Annotated in this window: 17 protein-coding genes; 9 read left to right on the forward strand and 8 right to left on the reverse strand. The window is 69.5% G+C overall.

Features of this window, described 5'->3' with window-relative positions; translation table 11 throughout:
• Positions 1-26 precede the first annotated feature (26 nt).
• Both A5757_RS22080 and A5757_RS22085 read left to right on the forward strand, forming a co-directional pair.
• Complete coding sequence (locus A5757_RS22080) at positions 27-956, forward strand: LLM class F420-dependent oxidoreductase (protein WP_066838931.1); 930 nt, start codon at positions 27-29, stop codon at positions 954-956.
• Between the two features lie 110 nt (positions 957-1,066).
• Positions 1,067-2,452: an NAD(P)/FAD-dependent oxidoreductase gene (locus A5757_RS22085; protein ID WP_066838934.1), complete on the forward strand. Its 1,386-nt coding sequence runs from the start codon at positions 1,067-1,069 to the stop codon at positions 2,450-2,452.
• Here the strand turns inward: A5757_RS22085 and A5757_RS22090 are convergent.
• The 8 genes from A5757_RS22090 to A5757_RS22125 form a co-directional block, all read right to left on the reverse strand.
• Positions 2,412-3,077 (reverse strand): urease accessory protein UreD, encoded by a 666-nt coding sequence (locus tag A5757_RS22090; protein ID WP_066838938.1) that lies wholly within the window; start codon positions 3,075-3,077, stop codon positions 2,412-2,414. The two genes, A5757_RS22085 and A5757_RS22090, sit on opposite strands and share 41 nt — an antisense overlap.
• 2 nt (positions 3,078-3,079) lie before the next feature.
• Positions 3,080-3,760, reverse strand: coding sequence for an urease accessory protein UreG (gene ureG, locus A5757_RS22095; RefSeq protein WP_066838941.1), 681 nt, complete (start codon positions 3,758-3,760; stop codon positions 3,080-3,082).
• Between the two features lie 13 nt (positions 3,761-3,773).
• Complete coding sequence (locus A5757_RS22100) at positions 3,774-4,409, reverse strand: urease accessory protein UreF (protein ID WP_066838943.1); 636 nt, start codon at positions 4,407-4,409, stop codon at positions 3,774-3,776.
• 2 nt (positions 4,410-4,411) lie between these two features.
• Positions 4,412-6,133 (reverse strand): urease subunit alpha, encoded by a 1,722-nt coding sequence (locus A5757_RS22105; protein ID WP_066838946.1) that lies wholly within the window; start codon positions 6,131-6,133, stop codon positions 4,412-4,414.
• Positions 6,134-6,448 (reverse strand): urease subunit beta, encoded by a 315-nt coding sequence (locus tag A5757_RS22110; protein ID WP_066838948.1) that lies wholly within the window; start codon positions 6,446-6,448, stop codon positions 6,134-6,136. It abuts the gene before it with no gap.
• Positions 6,449-6,458: 10 nt separating this feature from the next.
• Positions 6,459-6,761 (reverse strand): urease subunit gamma, encoded by a 303-nt coding sequence (locus A5757_RS22115; protein WP_066838950.1) that lies wholly within the window; start codon positions 6,759-6,761, stop codon positions 6,459-6,461.
• A gap of 46 nt (positions 6,762-6,807) precedes the next feature.
• Complete coding sequence (locus tag A5757_RS22120) at positions 6,808-7,218, reverse strand: PaaI family thioesterase (protein ID WP_066838952.1); 411 nt, start codon at positions 7,216-7,218, stop codon at positions 6,808-6,810.
• Between the two features lie 165 nt (positions 7,219-7,383).
• A complete protein-coding gene (locus A5757_RS22125) occupies positions 7,384-8,160 on the reverse strand; it encodes an iron reductase (RefSeq protein ID WP_066838955.1) in 777 nt (258 codons plus the stop codon).
• Between the two features lie 212 nt (positions 8,161-8,372).
• On the opposite strand from A5757_RS22125, the gene A5757_RS22130 reads away from it, so the two are divergent.
• The 7 genes from A5757_RS22130 to A5757_RS22160 all read left to right on the forward strand — a co-directional run bounded on the left by A5757_RS22130 (position 8,373) and on the right by A5757_RS22160 (position 16,291).
• Complete coding sequence (locus tag A5757_RS22130) at positions 8,373-8,789, forward strand: BlaI/MecI/CopY family transcriptional regulator (protein WP_066838958.1); 417 nt, start codon at positions 8,373-8,375, stop codon at positions 8,787-8,789.
• A 14-nt stretch (positions 8,790-8,803) separates the two neighbouring features.
• Entirely contained in the window at positions 8,804-9,754 is a 951-nt protein-coding gene (locus tag A5757_RS22135; RefSeq protein WP_066838959.1) for a M56 family metallopeptidase, read from the forward strand.
• 61 nt (positions 9,755-9,815) lie between these two features.
• Complete coding sequence (gene gndA, locus A5757_RS22140; RefSeq protein ID WP_066838962.1) at positions 9,816-11,276, forward strand: NADP-dependent phosphogluconate dehydrogenase; 1,461 nt, start codon at positions 9,816-9,818, stop codon at positions 11,274-11,276.
• A 115-nt stretch (positions 11,277-11,391) separates the two neighbouring features.
• The gene (locus A5757_RS22145) at positions 11,392-12,828 is read left to right on the forward strand and encodes a GuaB1 family IMP dehydrogenase-related protein (RefSeq protein ID WP_066838965.1); all 1,437 of its coding nucleotides are present in this window, start codon (positions 11,392-11,394) and stop codon (positions 12,826-12,828) included.
• 138 nt (positions 12,829-12,966) lie between these two features.
• Positions 12,967-14,334, forward strand: coding sequence for a hemolysin family protein (locus A5757_RS22150; protein ID WP_066838968.1), 1,368 nt, complete (start codon positions 12,967-12,969; stop codon positions 14,332-14,334).
• The gene (locus tag A5757_RS22155) at positions 14,331-15,383 is read left to right on the forward strand and encodes a hemolysin family protein (RefSeq protein WP_066838970.1); all 1,053 of its coding nucleotides are present in this window, start codon (positions 14,331-14,333) and stop codon (positions 15,381-15,383) included. The genes A5757_RS22150 and A5757_RS22155 overlap by 4 nt, the downstream gene beginning before the upstream one ends.
• On the forward strand, positions 15,383-16,291 hold the full coding sequence (locus A5757_RS22160) for a 3-methyladenine DNA glycosylase (RefSeq protein ID WP_082929630.1): 909 nt from the start codon (positions 15,383-15,385) through the stop codon (positions 16,289-16,291). The genes A5757_RS22155 and A5757_RS22160 overlap by 1 nt, the downstream gene beginning before the upstream one ends.
• Positions 16,292-16,342 lie beyond the last annotated feature (51 nt).

The raw sequence follows: 16,342 nt of genomic DNA on the forward strand, positions 1-16,342 counted from the left end.
CGCTTAGCCGCCGTAGGGTTCTACGAGTGACGATTCGACTTGGACTCCAGATCCCGAACTTCAGCTATGGCACCGGCGTCGCCGAACTCTTCCCGACGGTGATCGCCCAGGCCAGAGAGGCCGAGGAAGCCGGCTTCGACTCGGTCTTCGTGATGGACCACTTCTATCAGCTACCCGGTCTGGGCACCCCTGACCAGCCGATGCTGGAGGCGTACACCGCCCTCGGCGCGCTGGCCACCGCAACCGAACGGGTGCAGCTCGGCACGCTGGTCACCGGCAACACCTACCGCAACCCGACGTTGCTGGCCAAGGCCATCACCACCCTTGACGTGATCAGCCAGGGCCGGGCCATCCTCGGCATCGGCACCGGCTGGTACGAACTCGAACACGATTCGCTCGGCTACGAGTTCGGCACCTTCACCGACCGCTTCAACAAGCTCGGCGAGGCGTTGCAGATCATCCTGCCGATGCTGGCCGGCGAGCGCCCCACGGTCGACGGCAAGTACTACCGCACCAACGAGGCGATGGCCGAACCGCGCTTCCGCGACCACATCCCGCTGATGATCGGCGGCAGCGGCGAGAAGAAGACCATCCCGCTGGCGGCCAGGCACTTCGACCATCTCAACGTCATCGCCGGCTTCGACGAGCTGCCGCGAAAGATCCAGGTGGTCCGGGACCGCTGCGAGGAGATCGGCCGCGACCCCGCCACGCTCGAGACCAGCATGCTCGTCGTCGCGCTGATCGACCCCAACATCACCGAGGACGTCATCCCTGAGGACTTCCGGCAGCAGGCGGTGTTCGGCACCCCGGAGCAGATCGCCGATCAGATCAAGACCAAAGTGCTCGACGCGGGGGTCGACGGGGTAATCCTCAGCCCGGTGACCAGCCTGGACGGGTACCACCCCGGTCGCGTCACCGACGTGGCGGCCGCGCTCAAACCGATGCTGGGCGTTTAGCGCCGCATCGCACGTGGCATAAGCCACAACCGACCGGGTGCGCATCCAGGGGCGCCCACGACTAGCGTAGAGGGCGAGAGCTGCATGTTCATGCCCATCGAGGAGTACTGATGAGCCATCCCGGAGCCACTCCATCGGATCGGCACAAAGTCGTCATCATCGGGTCGGGCTTCGGCGGACTCAACGCCGCCAAGACCCTCAAACGGGCCGATGTCGACGTCAAACTGATCGCCAAGACCACCCACCACCTGTTTCAGCCGCTGCTGTACCAGGTGGCCACCGGGATCATCTCCGAGGGCGAGATCGCGCCGCCCACCCGGCTGATTCTGCGCAAGCAGCACAACGCGCAGGTCCTGCTCGGCGACGTGACGCACATCGACCTGGCCAATCAGGTCGTGCACTCGGAGCTGCTCGGCCACGACTACGCCACGCCGTACGACAGCCTGATCATCGCGGCCGGCGCAGGACAGTCCTACTTCGGCAACGATCATTTCGCCGAGTGGGCGCCCGGCATGAAGACGATCGACGACGCGCTCGAGCTGCGCGGCCGAATCCTGGGCGCCTTCGAGCAGGCCGAGCGCTCCAGCGATCCGGTGCGCCGGGCGAAGCTGCTGACGTTCGTCGTGGTCGGCGCCGGACCGACCGGGGTCGAGATGGCAGGTCAGATCGCCGAGCTGGCCGACGAGACCCTGCGGGGCAGCTTCCGGCACATCGACCCCACCGAGGCCAGGGTGATCCTCCTCGATGCGGCGCCTGCCGTGCTGCCGCCGATGGGTGAGAAGCTCGGCAAGAAGGCGCAGGCGCGGCTGGAGAAGATGGGCGTCGAGATCCAGCTCAACGCCATGGTCACCGACGTGGACCGCAACGGCATCACCGTCAAGGACAAGGACGGCACGCAGCGGCGGATCGAATCGGCCTGCAAGGTGTGGTCGGCCGGTGTGTCGGCCAGCCCGCTCGGCCGGGACCTGGCCGCCCAGTCCGACGTCGAGGTGGACCGCGCCGGCCGCGTCAAGGTGCTACCCGACCTGTCGATCCCCGGTCACCCGAACGTGTTCGTCGTCGGCGACATGGCCGCGGTCGAGGGCGTTCCCGGGATGGCGCAGGGCGCCATCCAGGGTGGCAAGTACGCGGCAAACCTCATCAAGAACGAGGTGAAGGGCGCCAACCCGGCGTTCCGCCAGCCGTTCGAGTACTTCGACAAGGGCTCGATGGCCACGGTGTCGAAGTACAACGCGGTGGCCAAGGTGGGCAAGCTGGAGTTCGGCGGATTCATCGCCTGGCTCGCGTGGTTGGGGCTGCACCTCATCTACCTCGTCGGCTTCCGGACCAAGATCGCGACGTTGCTGTCCTGGTCGGTGACCTTCCTCGGCCGCAACCGGGGCCAGCTCACCATCACCGAGCAGCAGGCCTACGCCCGGACGCGGATCGAGGAACTCGAGGAGATCGCCGCGGCGGTCACCGAGACCGACCAGGAGAAGGAGAGAGCGGCCAGTTAGTCAGCCGCTCTCCCTGCCAGGTCGACAGACAGCCGCCGGCCGCCAGCGCCAATACGGTGCCGGGGCTGTCGAATGTCGGCTCCGGATAACGCAATTCGCTGATGCATGCGGTCGGCCTGCCGAGGGCGTCGTCGGTGACCGTCGCGGTACCCATGTCGATGCGGTGGCGCAGCAGCGGCAACCCGTCCACGTCGGCGGACAGCGCACCGGACCAGACGCCGTCGCGTTCACCGGAGCGGCCGATCTGCACCTGCTCACGCAGCCTGAACCGGCCGGGGCCGGTCAGCCGCACCAGGGTGGTGCTGACGTGCCGGCTGCCGCCGGCGACGACGGTGGGCTGCGGGTCGACGTCCAACTCCCCCGCCGATTCGATCTCCCAGTGGGTCCGCGATTCGGACGACGACATTCCCGGCAGGGCGACGCTCGCCGCGACGCTGCGCACGGTCAGGCGGGCGCCCGGTTCCACGATGATCCGGACGGTGATCAGGTCGCCGCCCAGCGGCGTGGCGGCCGCCGACACCAGGTGCACGGTGTCGAACCGCGTGCGGCGGGCCGCGACACCGCCGGTGTGCTCGATGCGCGGCGGGCGGCCCGGACACGCGACGATCGTGACGTCGGAGCGCATCGTCAGTGCTGTACCGGGACGCGCAATTGCTCCCGGACCCAGGCCAGCACCGGCGTCGCCGCGGGATCCTCGGTCAGCGACACCAGCACGAACGGCCGGTCGCCGCGCACCGCCGCCGCGTCGCGCCGCATCACGTCGAGGTCGGCGCCGACCATCGGGGCCAGATCGGTCTTGTTGATCACCAGCAGATCCGAGAACGTCACGCCCGGACCGCCTTTGCGGGGCACCTTGTCGCCGCCGGCGACGTCGACCACGAAGATCTGCACGTCGATCAGGCCGCTGGAGAACGTCGCGGTCAGGTTGTCGCCGCCGGATTCGACCAGGATCAGATCGAGATCGTCATGCCCGGCGATCAGATCGTCGATGGCGTCGAGGTTGGCGGTGATGTCGTCGCGGATCGCGGTGTGCGGGCAGCCGCCGGTCTGCACAGCCGCGATGCGGTCGTCGGGCAGCACTGCGTGGCGGCGCAGGAAGTCGGCGTCCTCGGTGGTGTAGATGTCGTTGGTCAGCACCGCGAGCGACAGTTCGTCGCGCAGCTGCCGGCACAGGGCCGCGACCAGCGCGGTCTTGCCGGATCCGACCGGCCCGCCGACGCCGATGCGCAACGGTTCGCCGGGTTGGCGCCGGCGGCGCGGCCGCTCGGTGTGGGCGTGGGCGTCTCCGTCGAGGAAATGCGGGGGCATGGGCGCCTTTCGGTCAGGACATGAACAGCGGACGCTCGCGTTCGGCGTGGCGCTGGGCCAGCACGTCGAGCAGCGGATCGGACAGGTCGGCGAGTTCCTTGGCGGCGAGCGCGGCGGTGTCGTCGCAGAGTGCCGACAGCTCGAACGTCAACGCGGCGACGTCTCCCGGGTCGAGGGCGAGGAGGCGCTGAGCCGCGGTGGCCGTCCCGGTCATGGTCGTGTAGACGACCGACAGCGCGGTCTGCTCGGGGGTGAGCCCGCCAGCCGCACCGGCCACACCCGACGCGACGGCCAGATGCGGCGTGCGGCCGAGCGGCGCCCAGTCGTGGTCCGGCCACACCCGACGGGACAGCCGCAAAAGCCCCCGGCCCTGCGCGCGCGACGCCGCGCGCGCGGCGGGTGCGGGGGTGCGCGCGTCGGTCTCCCGGTCCGCGGCCTCGACGCCGAGCGTTCCCGCGTGCACGGCCGCCGCGAGCGACGCCGACACCAGCCCCTGGGTCCGCACGCGGCGCACCAGGTAGGCGCGCAGCGTATCGACATCGCCGACCAGCCCACTGGTGACCGCCTCCTCGACCCCGCCGGAGTGCACGTGGCCGCCCGTCGGCAACCGCGAATCGGCCAGGGCGAGCAGGGTGGTCAGCTGGGTCATGACTAGAAGAGGAAGTAGCGCTGCGCCATCGGCAGTTCGGTGGCGGGCTGCTCCTGCCACACGTCACCGTCGATGCGGACGGTGAACGTGTCGGGGTCGACCTCCATACGCGGCAGCGCATCGTTGAGCGGCATCTGTGCCTTCCCGATCCGCCGGCAGTCCTTCACCGGGACCAGACGCCGTCGGACGTCGAGCCGGTCGGCCAAGCCGTCCTCGATGGCCTGCGGCGCGACGAAGTGCACGGAGGTCGCGGCCGCCGCGGCGGGTACGGCGCCGAACATCGGTCGTGGCAGCACCGGCTGTGGGGTCGGGATCGACGCGTTCGCGTCGCCCATCGCCGCCCAGGCGATCATGCCGCCCTTGAGCACCGCGTGCGGGCGCACCCCGAAGAACGCGGGCTCCCACAGCACCAGGTCGGCGAGCTTGCCGACCTCGACCGAACCGATCTCACCGTCCAGACCGTGGGCGACCGCCGGGCATATCGTGTATTTCGCGACGTAGCGCCGGGCCCGCATGTTGTCGGCGCGCGAGTCACCGTCGAGCGCGCCGCGGCGGCGCTTCATCACGTGCGCGGTCTGCCAGGTGCGCAGCACCACCTCACCGATCCGGCCCATCGCCTGCGCGTCGCTGCCGATCATCGAGATCGCCCCGATGTCGTGCAGCAGATCCTCCGCGGCGATCGTCGAGGGCCGGATGCGGCTCTCGGCGAACGCCAGATCCTCGGGCACGCTGGGTTTGAGGTGGTGGCACACCATCAGCATGTCGAGATGCTCGTCGAGGGTGTTGACGGTGTGCGGCCGCGTCGGGTTGGTGCTGCTCGGCAGGACGTGGGGCTCCGCGGCGACGGTGATGATGTCCGGTGCGTGCCCGCCACCTGCTCCCTCGGTGTGATAGGCGTGGATCGACCGGCCCGCGATCGCGCCGACCGTGTCCTCGACGAAGCCGGCCTCGTTGAGGGTGTCGGAGTGCAGCGCCACCTGGACGCCTGCGGCGTCGGCGACCGTCAGGCACGCGTCGATGGCCGCCGGGGTCGACCCCCAGTCCTCGTGCAGCTTGAAACCCGATGCGCCGGCGCGCAACTGCTCCCACAACGAGTCGGCGTTGACCGTATTTCCTTTACCCAGCAGCGCGACGTTCATCGGCCACGAGTCCAGCGCCTCGAGCATGCGGGCCAGATGCCAGGCCCCCGGCGTCACCGTCGTCGCCTTGCTGCCCTCGGCCGGCCCCGTTCCGCCCGCGATGATCGTGGTGATGCCGCCGCCCAGCGCCTCCGCCATGATCTGCGGGCAGATCAGGTGCACATGACAGTCGATCCCACCCGCGGTGACGATGCGCCCGTTGCCGGCGATGATCTCCGTCGACGGACCGATCACCAGATCCGGGTGAACGCCGTCCATGATGTCGGGGTTGCCGGCCTTGCCGATCGCGGCGATCCTGCCGTCGCGAATCCCGATGTCAGCCTTGATGATTCCCCAGTGGTCGAGGATGACCACGCCGGTGATCACGGTGTCCGGGGCGCCGTCGGCGCGAGTGGCGCGGCCCTGGCCCATCGATTCGCGCAGCACCTTCCCGCCGCCGAACACCGCCTCGTCGCCCGCGCGGCCGGGGCCGCCGCTGAGGTCGTCGGTGATCTCGATCAGCAGATCGGTGTCGGCGAGGCGGATCCGGTCGCCGGTGGTGGGGCCGAACAGGTCGGCATAGCGGTCGCGTGACAGTCCACTCATCTAGCTGCCGTCCAATCTGCCCGGGGCGTCCAGGCTCAGCCCGTACACCTCGCGGCTGCCGCGCAGCGGGACCAGAGACACCTCCTGCGAGAGACCGGGTTCGAAGCGCACCGCGGTGCCGCCCGGGATGTCGAGTCGGTGGCCGTGGGCCGCCGCACGGTCGAAGTCCAGCGCCGCATTGGCCTGCGGTAGGTGGACGTGGCTGCCGACCTGCACCGGACGGTCGCCGGTGTTGGTCACCGTCAGCACCAGGCGCGGTGCGCCGGGGTTGATCTCGATGTCGTCGGCGCCGAACAGGATCTCGCCGGGGATCATGCGCGCCGCCTCACGGAATCGGATGGTGGACGGTGACGAGTTTCGTGCCGTCGGGGAAGGTGGCCTCGACCTGCACGTCGTGCAGCATCTCGGGGACCCCCTCCATGACGTCGTCGCGGCTCAGCACGTCGCGGCCGCTGACCATGAGCTCGGCGACCGAACGCCCGTCGCGGGCGCCCTCGAGCAGGTGGTCGGTGATGACGGCGACCGCCTCGGGGTGGTTGAGCCGTAGTCCGCGGGCCTGTCGGCGGCGGGCGAGTTCGGCGGCGTACGAGATGAGCAGCCGGTCCTGCTCATGCGGGGTCAGACGCATAGAGGGCGATCCTGCCACGCCGTGGCGCGCTCAGCAGCGCTCGCGATCAGGCGCGTTCGTCGGGCACGTTCTGCAGGCGCACCTGACCGCGCGCGACCACCTTGCCGTTGTCGGCGGTGATGGTGATGAGCCACAGCTGTTGACGGCGCCCCCGGTGGATCGGCGTCGACACCGCGGTCACGGTGCCCGCGGAGATCGCCCGGAGGAAGTCGGTGTTGTTGTTGACACCGACGACGGTGCCGCCGCCGTTGGCCGACAGCCACACGTGGCCCGAGACGCTGGCCAGACTCTCGATGATCGAGCAGTACACACCACCGTGCACGATGCCCCAGGGCTGCATCAGCTTCTCGGTCAGCGTCAGCTCTGCGCGGCCGCCGTCCGGGGTGACGTCCAGGAAGGTCAGTCCGAGTTCTCTGTCGAAGCCCTCGCCGAGGCCATCGGGTACGTGATCGGTCACAGCATTCGTGTCTACACGTACTGCCCGGATACGAGAACGGGCGGGCCCCGCACAGAATGCGGGACCCGCCCTTCGAGTGGACCGGGGGTCTCTGCAGCCCTCAGGACTCCGGCTCGGTCCGGTGGTTCTCGTGGTCGATCTGTTCAAATAATAGGCAAGGCTTGCCTAATTACACAAGACCTTCCCTGCGCGGACCGAACCGCGGACGGGGAGACCGAAGCTCACGAGCGCGTCGAGGACGGCCTGGCCGCGGCGCATGCCCGTCCACTCGCTCGAGCCGGCCAGCAGCGGCACCTGCGTCGCCGCGCCGACGACGGCGCCACCGACCAGGTGCCACATCGCCGGCACCGACATCGCGCCGTCGCAGATCGACTCGAGGCCGTTGAACAACGGGGCGAGCGCGCGGTGACTGCGGTGCGCGACCCAGGTCGTCAGGGCGGCCTCGCTCGGCAGCGCGACGATGCCGTTCGGTCCGCCGTTCGGGCCGCGGGAACGTCTGGCGCCCGGGGCGAAGAACGGATCCTCCGGCAACGCGCGGAGCGTGGGATCCACGACGCCGACCCAATCGATGGCGCCTTCGGAGTCGACGTGCACCCAGAGGTTCTCCAGCCCGGTGTCCCAGGCCCGGCCCTCGAGCACCAGGAGCGGGATCACCCGACCGAGGACGACGTGGGCCAGGGTGGCAGCCAACTGCTGGGCCACCGCGGCGTGATTGTCGGTCTCGGCGGCGGCGGAGTCGAACATCCCCTGCAGCCGGTCGGCGGTGAGCGCCTCTGCCAGTGGCCACCACCGGCGCCGCGACAGATCGCCCATGACGGCGACCCCGTACACCCGCGGGCACTCCGGATAGAGCTCGCGCAGCCGCCGGCTCGAATCATGCAGCGGCTGGTGCCGTTTGATGCTCATGCCCGCGATCAACGGATCCTCGACCAGCACCGTCACAACGTCTCCCATGGACTCATGGGGGTTAGGTTAGCCTTACTATAGTGAGACGCAAGTAGCCCACGGGATGCTGTGACTCGTTTCACAGGGAGGCTGGGCAGGCACTGCGGGAATGCGCCGGACGGCGCAGACTGTTGCTTCTCGGCATCGGATACGACGCACGGTAGTACGACCGTAGTAGTCTGGTTCTACTGCTCAGGAGATGAACGGATATGGCCAAGTTGACGCGCCTCGGTGAACTGGAACGAGAGGTCATGGACCATTTGTGGTCCGCGTCCGAACCACAGACCGTGCGCCAGGTGCACGAAGCCCTGGCGACCCGCCGCGACCTGGCCTACACCACGATCATGACCGTGTTGCAGCGGTTGGCGAAGAAGAATCTTGTCGTCCAGCACCGCGATGATCGCGCCCACCGGTACGCGCCCACCCACGGCCGCGACGAGCTGGTCGCCGGCCTCATGGTCGACGCCCTCGACCAGGCCGCGGACTCCGGAAGTCGCGAAGCCGCGCTGGTGCACTTCGTCGAGCGGGTGGGCGCGGGTGAGGCCGCCGCGCTGCGCCGCGCGCTGGCCGAACTCGAGAGCAAGGACGTCCTCGATCCATCGGCTGGCAATTCGGCCATCAACTAGGGGACAATCAGGGGGTGTCCGCGCTGGCATTCACCCTCCTGGCGTTGGCCCTCGTCGGGCCGGTGCCCGCGCTGTTGGCGCGAGCGTCCTGGACGATGCGCGCACCTCGGGCCGCGATCGTGCTCTGGCAGTCCATCGCCCTGGCCGCGGTGCTGTCCGCCTTCTCTGCCGGAATCGCCATCGCCAGCAGGCTTTTCGTTCCCGGGTGGGACGGCCGGCCTACTGCCACCGTCATCAGTGAGATCGACGCGCTGGGTTGGCCGCTTGGGACGCTCTATGTCGCCGTCTTCACCATCACCCTGCTCATCGGAGCGCGGCTGGTGGTGTCGGTGCTGCAGGTCGCCGTGGCGACCCGGCGCCGGCGCGCACACCACCGCATGGTCGTCGACCTGCTCGGGCTGACCCGCACCGCGGTGTCGAGTCAACCCTGCCGCGGCGCCGCCGGACTGCGTGTCCTGGACGTCGAACAGCCACTCGCCTACTGCCTACCGGGCGTTCGCAGCCGCGTCGTACTCAGCGAGGGCGCCCTCAACACGCTCTCCGACAGCGAGGTCACCGCAATCCTCAGCCACGAGCGGGCACACCTGCGGGCCCGGCACGATCTGGTGCTCGAGATGTTCACCGCGTTGCACTCCGCGTTCCCGCGCTTCGTCCGGAGCGCCAGCGCACTGGACGCGGTGCGGCTGCTCGTCGAGATGCTGGCCGACGACGCCGCCGTGCGCACCGCGGGCCGAACCCCGCTGGCCCGCGCGCTGGTGGCCTGCGCGTCGGGGCGCGCCCCGTCCGGCGCCATGGCCGCGGGCGGCCCGACCACGGTGATCCGGGTGCGTCGCCTCGGCGGCCAACCGAACAGTCCGCTGCTGGCCGCAGGCGCGTACTTGGCCGCGGCCGCCGTGCTGGTGGTCCCCACACTGGCCGTCGCGGTGCCCTGGCTGACCGAACTGCACCGGCTGTTCACCCTCTGACCAGGCGTCCCGCGGACGCCCGTTCTTCCCGCCTGACAACCAAACAACGAAAGGCCGCCGCATGAGCGACTCCGATCACCCCACCGCCGGCACCGCACAGATTGGCGTCACCGGCTTGGCCGTGATGGGGTCCAACCTCGCACGGAACTTCGCCCGGCACGGATACACGGTGGCCCTGCACAACCGGTCCGTCGCCAAGACCGATGCCCTCCTCGAGCACTACGGATCCGACGGCGAGTTCGTCCGCAGCGAGACCATCGAGGAATTCCTCGCCGCCCTGGAGAAGCCGCGCCGGGTGATCATCATGGTCAAGGCCGGAGACCCCACCGACGCCGTCATCAACGAGCTCGCCGATGCGATGGAGGAGGGCGACATCATCATCGACGGCGGCAACGCGCTCTACACCGACACCATCCGCCGGGAGAAGGCCATCCGCGAACGCGGCCTGCACTTCGTCGGCGCGGGCATCTCCGGCGGCGAGGAGGGCGCGCTCAACGGCCCGTCGATCATGCCCGGCGGCCCCGCCGAGTCCTACAAGAGCCTCGGCCCGCTCCTCGAGGAAATCTCCGCGCACGTCGATGGCGTGCCCTGCTGCACCCACATCGGACCCGACGGCGCCGGCCACTTCGTGAAGATGGTGCACAACGGCATCGAGTACTCCGACATGCAGCTGATCGGCGAGGCCTACCAGTTGCTGCGCGACGGGCTCGGGAAGTCCGCCGGCGAGATCGCCGACGTGTTCGACGAGTGGAACAACGGCGATCTCGACAGCTTCCTGGTCGAGATCACCGCAAAGGTGCTGCGCCAGACCGACGCCAAGACCGGCAAGCCGCTGGTCGACCTCATCCTCGACGAGGCCGAGCAGAAGGGCACCGGGCGCTGGACGGTGAAGTCGGCGCTCGACCTCGGCGTCCCCGTGACCGGAATCGCCGAGGCGGTGTTCGCCCGCGCGCTGTCCGGGTCGGTGGCGCAGCGTAAGGCCACCACCGACCTGGCATCGGGCAGCCTCGGCGAGAAGCCAGGTGACGCTGCGCAATTCGTCGAGGACATCCGGCAGGCGCTGTACGCCTCGAAGATCATCGCCTACGCCCAGGGCTTCAACCAGATTCAGGCCGGCAGCGCCGAGTACGACTGGGACATCAAGCCCGGCGACATGGCACGCATCTGGCGCGGCGGCTGCATCATCCGCGCCAAGTTCCTCAACCGCATCACCGAGGCGTTCGACGACGAGCCCGAGCTGCCGACGCTGATCGCCGCACCGTATTTCCGCGACGCGATCGAGAACGCCATCGACAGCTGGCGACGCGTCGTGGTGAAGGCCACCGAACTCGGCATCCCGATCCCCGGGTTCAGCTCCGCGCTGTCCTACTACGACGGTCTGCGCACCGAACGGCTGCCCGCCGCGCTGACCCAGGGGCTGCGGGACTTCTTCGGCGCCCATACCTACGGCCGCATCGACACCGACCGCGACAAACGCTTCCACACGCTGTGGAGCGGCGACCACAGTGAGGTCGAGGCCTAGCTCCGGCGCCGGGACCGATCGCAATGTCGCCCTGACAGCGCAGCCATGCATATATATCCATGAGGGCGCTGTCAGGGCGACATTGGGCCGCGCAGCCCGCCACTAGACTCGGGCTGTGCAGTTTCTTGACGGGCAGCGCCCGCCCTACGACCTGACCTACGACGACGTCTTCATCGTCCCCGGGCCGTCCGAGGTACCGTCGCGCTTCGACGTGGATCTGTCCACCGTCGACGGCTCGGGCACCACGATCCCCGTGGTGGTGGCGAACATGACGGCTGTGGCCGGTCGCCGGATGGCAGAAACCGTGGCCCGCCGCGGCGGCATCGTCGTACTACCGCAGGACGTTCCGGTCCCGGCGGTGGCCCGCACCATCGACTTCGTCAAGAGCCGCGACCTCGTGGTCGACACCCCCGTCACGCTCGCCCCCGACGATGCGGTGTCGGATGCGATCGCGCTGATCCACAAACGTGCCCACGGCGCGGCCGTCGTGGTCTTCGAGAACCGCCCGATCGGGCTGGTGACCGAGGACGTGTGCGCCGGGGTCGACCGGTTCACCCGCGTCCGCGACGTCGCGCTGGCCGATTTCGTCACCGCGCCCGTCGGGACCGAACCCCGCAAGGTGTTCGATCTGCTGGACCACGCCCCCGTCGGACTCGCGGTGCTGACCGAACCCGACGGCACGCTGGCCGGTGTGTTGACCCGCACCGGCGCGGTGCGGGCGGGCATCTACTCCCCCGCCGTCGACGCCCGAAACCGGCTGCGCATCGCGGCGGCCGTCGGGATCAACGGCGACGTCGGCGCAAAGGCCAGGGCGCTGGCCGAGGTCGGCGCCGACCTGCTGGTGATCGACACCGCACACGGCCACCAGGCCAAGATGCTCGACGCCATCCGCGCGGTGGCCTCGCTGGATCTGGGTCTGCCGATCGCCGCGGGCAACGTCGTCTCGGCCGAGGGCACCCGTGACCTCATCGGCGCAGGCGCGTCGATCGTCAAGGTCGGCGTCGGTCCCGGCGCCATGTGCACCACCCGGATGATGACCGGCGTCGGCAGGCCGCAATTCTCCGCAGTCGTGGAATGTGCGGCGGCGGCAAAGGAACTCGGCGCACACGTATGGGCCGACGGCGGCGTGCGCCATCCGCGCGACGTGGCGCTCGCGCTGGCGGCGGGTGCGTCCAACGTGATGATCGGCTCATGGTTCGCCGGCACCTACGAATCCCCCGGCGACCTGATGCTCGACCGCGAGGGCAGGCCGTACAAGGAGAGCTACGGCATGGCGTCCAAACGCGCCGTCGCCGCGCGGACCGCCGCGGACAGCCCGTTCGACCGGGCCCGCAAGGGGTTGTTCGAGGAGGGCATCTCGACGTCGCGGATGAGCCTGGACCCGGCCCGCGGCGGTGTCGAAGACCTGCTCGACCACATCACCTCGGGCGTGCGCAGCACCTGCACCTACGTCGGGGCCGCCACGCTGCCCGAACTCCACGAGAAGGTGACGCTGGGCGTGCAGTCCGCGGCCGGCTTCGCCGAGGGCCACCCGCTGCCCACCGGCTGGTGAGCGCTGGCGTTACGATTGTGCTTTCCGCTGAGCTTCGATGACCGCCGAACCGTGAAGGGACAACGTGCCGCAGGCACCCGACGCCGAACCCTCATCTAGTCGGCCGGGCTCGCGGCCCGGCACCGGAAACGCGGGTCGATGAGCGTCCTGACCACCGTGGCATCGCTGCTGGCGATCGTGGTGCTGACGGCGGGCACGGCGGTGTTCGTCGCCGCCGAATTCTCCCTGACCGCCCTAGAACGCAGCACCGTCGACGCCAACGCCCGCAGCGGCCACAAGCGCGACAAGATGGTCCAGCGGGCGCACCGCACACTCTCCTTCCAGCTCTCCGGCGCGCAGGTCGGCATCTCGATCACCACGCTGGCCACCGGCTATCTCGCCGAACCTGTCGTCGCCCGACTGCTGCACCCCGGCCTGTCCGCGATCGGTCTGCCGGACCGCGTGGTGAGCGCGGTGGCGCTGGTCCTGGCGATTCTCATCGCGACGTCGGTGTCGATGGTCTTCGGCGAGCTGGTGCCCAAGAACCTCGCGGTGGCCCGGCCGGTGCCGACCGCACGCGCGTCGGCCGGTCCGCAGCTGTTGTTCTCGACGCTGTTCACCCCGCTGATCCGACTGACCAACGGCACCGCGAACGCCATCCTGCGTCGGCTGGGCATCGAACCCGCCGAGGAACTGCGCTCGGCCCGCTCCCCCCAGGAACTGATGTCGCTGGTGCGCAACTCGGCGCGCAGCGGCTCGCTCGACCCGGTCACCGCGCTACTGGTCGACCGGTCCCTGCAGTTCGGCGACCGCACCGCCGAGGAACTGATGACCCCGCGCACCGAGATCGAGGCACTGCAGGCGGACGACACCGTCGCCGATCTGATCGCCGCGGCCATCGAGACCGGCTTCTCGCGCTTCCCGATCGTCGAGGGTGACCTCGACGAGACGATCGGCGTGGTGCACGTCAAACAGGTGTTCTCGGTGCCGCCCGACGACCGGCAGCGCACCCGGTTGGCCGCGCTGGCGGTGCCGGTCGCGACCGTGCCCTCTGCACTCGACGGCGATGCGGTGATGACCCAGATCCGCGCGAACGGACTGCAGACCGCGCTGGTGGTCGACGAGTACGGCGGCACCGCGGGCATGGTCACCGTCGAGGATCTGATCGAGGAGATCGTCGGCGACGTCCGCGACGAACACGACGACGCGACCCCCGACGTCGTCGAGGCGGGTGGCGGCTGGCAGGTCTCCGGGCTGCTGCGCATCGACGAGGTCGCCGACCAGACCGGGTTCCGCGCTCCGGAGGGTGAATACGAGACGATCGGCGGACTGGTGCTCCAGGAACTCGGCCACATGCCCGACCCCGGTGACCAGGTCGAGCTCACCGCGTTCGACCCCGACGGTCCGCCCGGTGACCCGATGCGGTGGCGCGCCACCGTTTTGGCGATGGACGGCCGCCGGATCGACCAGCTGGAGCTGACCGAACTGGGCCGGCGCGGCGACGAACCGGAAGGAGACCGCATATGAGCGGCGATCTCTTCGGCGTCCTGCTGACAGTGTTGCTGCTGGCGCTCAACGCGTTCTTCGTCGCCTCGGAGTTCGCGCTGATCTCGGCGCGCCGGGACCGCCTGGAGGCCCTGGCCGAACAGGGCAAGAACAGCGCGGTGACGGTTATCCGCGCCGGCGAGCACCTCTCGCTGATGCTGGCCGGCTCCCAGCTGGGCATCACCATCTGCTCGATCCTGCTGGGCCGCGTCGGCGAGCCCGCCGTGGCACACCTGCTGGAGAAACCGTTCGGGCTGCTCGGCATACCCGACGCCGTCCTGCACACGGTGTCGTTCATCGTCGCGCTCAGCGTGGTGGTGACCCTGCACGTGCTCCTCGGTGAGATGGTGCCGAAGAACATCGCGATCGCCGGGCCCGAGACGGCGGCCATGCTGCTCATCCCGGTCTACCTGGTCTACATCCGGGCCGCACGGCCGTTCATCGCGTTCTACAACTGGTGCGCCAACGTCACGTTGCGCGCCTTCGGGGTGGAACCGAAGGACGAGCTGGACGTCAACGTCTCGACCGTCGAACTCTCGGAGATGATCGCTGAATCGGTATCGGTGGGGCTGCTCGACCCCGAGGAGCACACCCGGCTGACCCGGGCCCTGCAGATTCGCAACCGCGCCGTCCGTGACGTCGCGATGCCGCTGGACACCATCCATACGATCTCGGTCGCCGACGAGAACAGCGGCCCGACCGTCGGCGCCGTCGAGCAGGCGCTCACCGAGACGGGGTACTCGCGGTTCCCGGTCGCAGCGCCGTCCGGCCGGTTCATCGGCTATCTGCACATCAAGGACGTACTCACGCTCGTCGACGATCCCGACGCAGTGCTGGACCGGTCGATGGTGCGCCCGCTGCCCCAGCTGCCCGCCTCGTTGCCGCTACCGGACGCTCTGACCCGGCTGCGCCGCCTCAACAGCCACCTCGCCCTGGTCACCGACGACGGGAAAGTGACCGCGATGGTCGCGCTCGAGGACCTGGTCGAGGATCTCGTCGGCACCGTGCGGGACGGGACGCACCGGGTGTGATGCTCGACGAAGCGGTGTGGACGCGTCGGGAGCGCGCCCACGCCGAACGTGTCGACGCGTTCTGTGCGCCGCATCTGGCGCGGCGGCGTACCGGCCAGACCCATCCGGTCTGGGATTTCCTGTTCACCTACTACAGCCTGCGCCCAAGCAAGCTGCGAAGGTGGCACCCCGGATACGGTGTGACCCTCGGCGGTTCGACCGCCCGGCGGTACCTGGACCGCAGCGGATACGGCGAGACGACCGACGGGGTGGCCGTCACCGCCGAGCACCTATACAGCCGCCTCGACACGGTGCGCTTCGTGGCGGCCCTACTGCACTCGACCGCCCAGCGCCCCGCGCGGCTGAACTGTTTCGGCCTGCACGAATGGGCGATGGTCTACCGCTCCCCGGAAGTGCGCCACGGCGGTGTCCCCCTCCGGCTGGGCGCCGCCGGCACCGACGCGGTGGTCGAGTCGATGCCGTTGCGCTGCAGCCATTTCGACGCCTACCGCTTCTTCACCGCACCCGCCGTCGCGCGCAACAGCGAACCACTGAGCCGCGACCGCCAGACCGCCACTGAACAACCGGGCTGCCTGCACGCGGCCATGGATCTCTACAAGTGGTCCTATAAACTCGGTCCGCTCGTCCCGGCCGAGTCGACGCTCGACTGCCTGGATCTCGCCGCCGATGCCCGGGTGCTCGACATGCGGGCCAGCCCGTACGACCTGCGCGAGTACGGCTTCGAGCCGATACCGGTCGAGACCCCGGCGGGCCGCGCCGAGTACGTCCGCATCCAGCAGGAGATCGCCGCGCGGGCGGCACCGCTGCGCGCCACATTCGCGGCCCGATGTGACGCACTGCTCACAGCCGCCGGCGCCGGACCCGATGGGCTGGTCCACACGGGATTCAGGGCGATTACCCGCGGGTAAGCTGAGTCGACGGCGGCGTGCCGGATGGTACGCGGGAAAGACGGCCGAGGA

The sequence above is a fragment of the Mycobacterium sp. 852013-51886_SCH5428379 genome (genome assembly GCF_001665575.1).
GTDB lineage: Bacteria > Actinomycetota > Actinomycetes > Mycobacteriales > Mycobacteriaceae > Mycobacterium.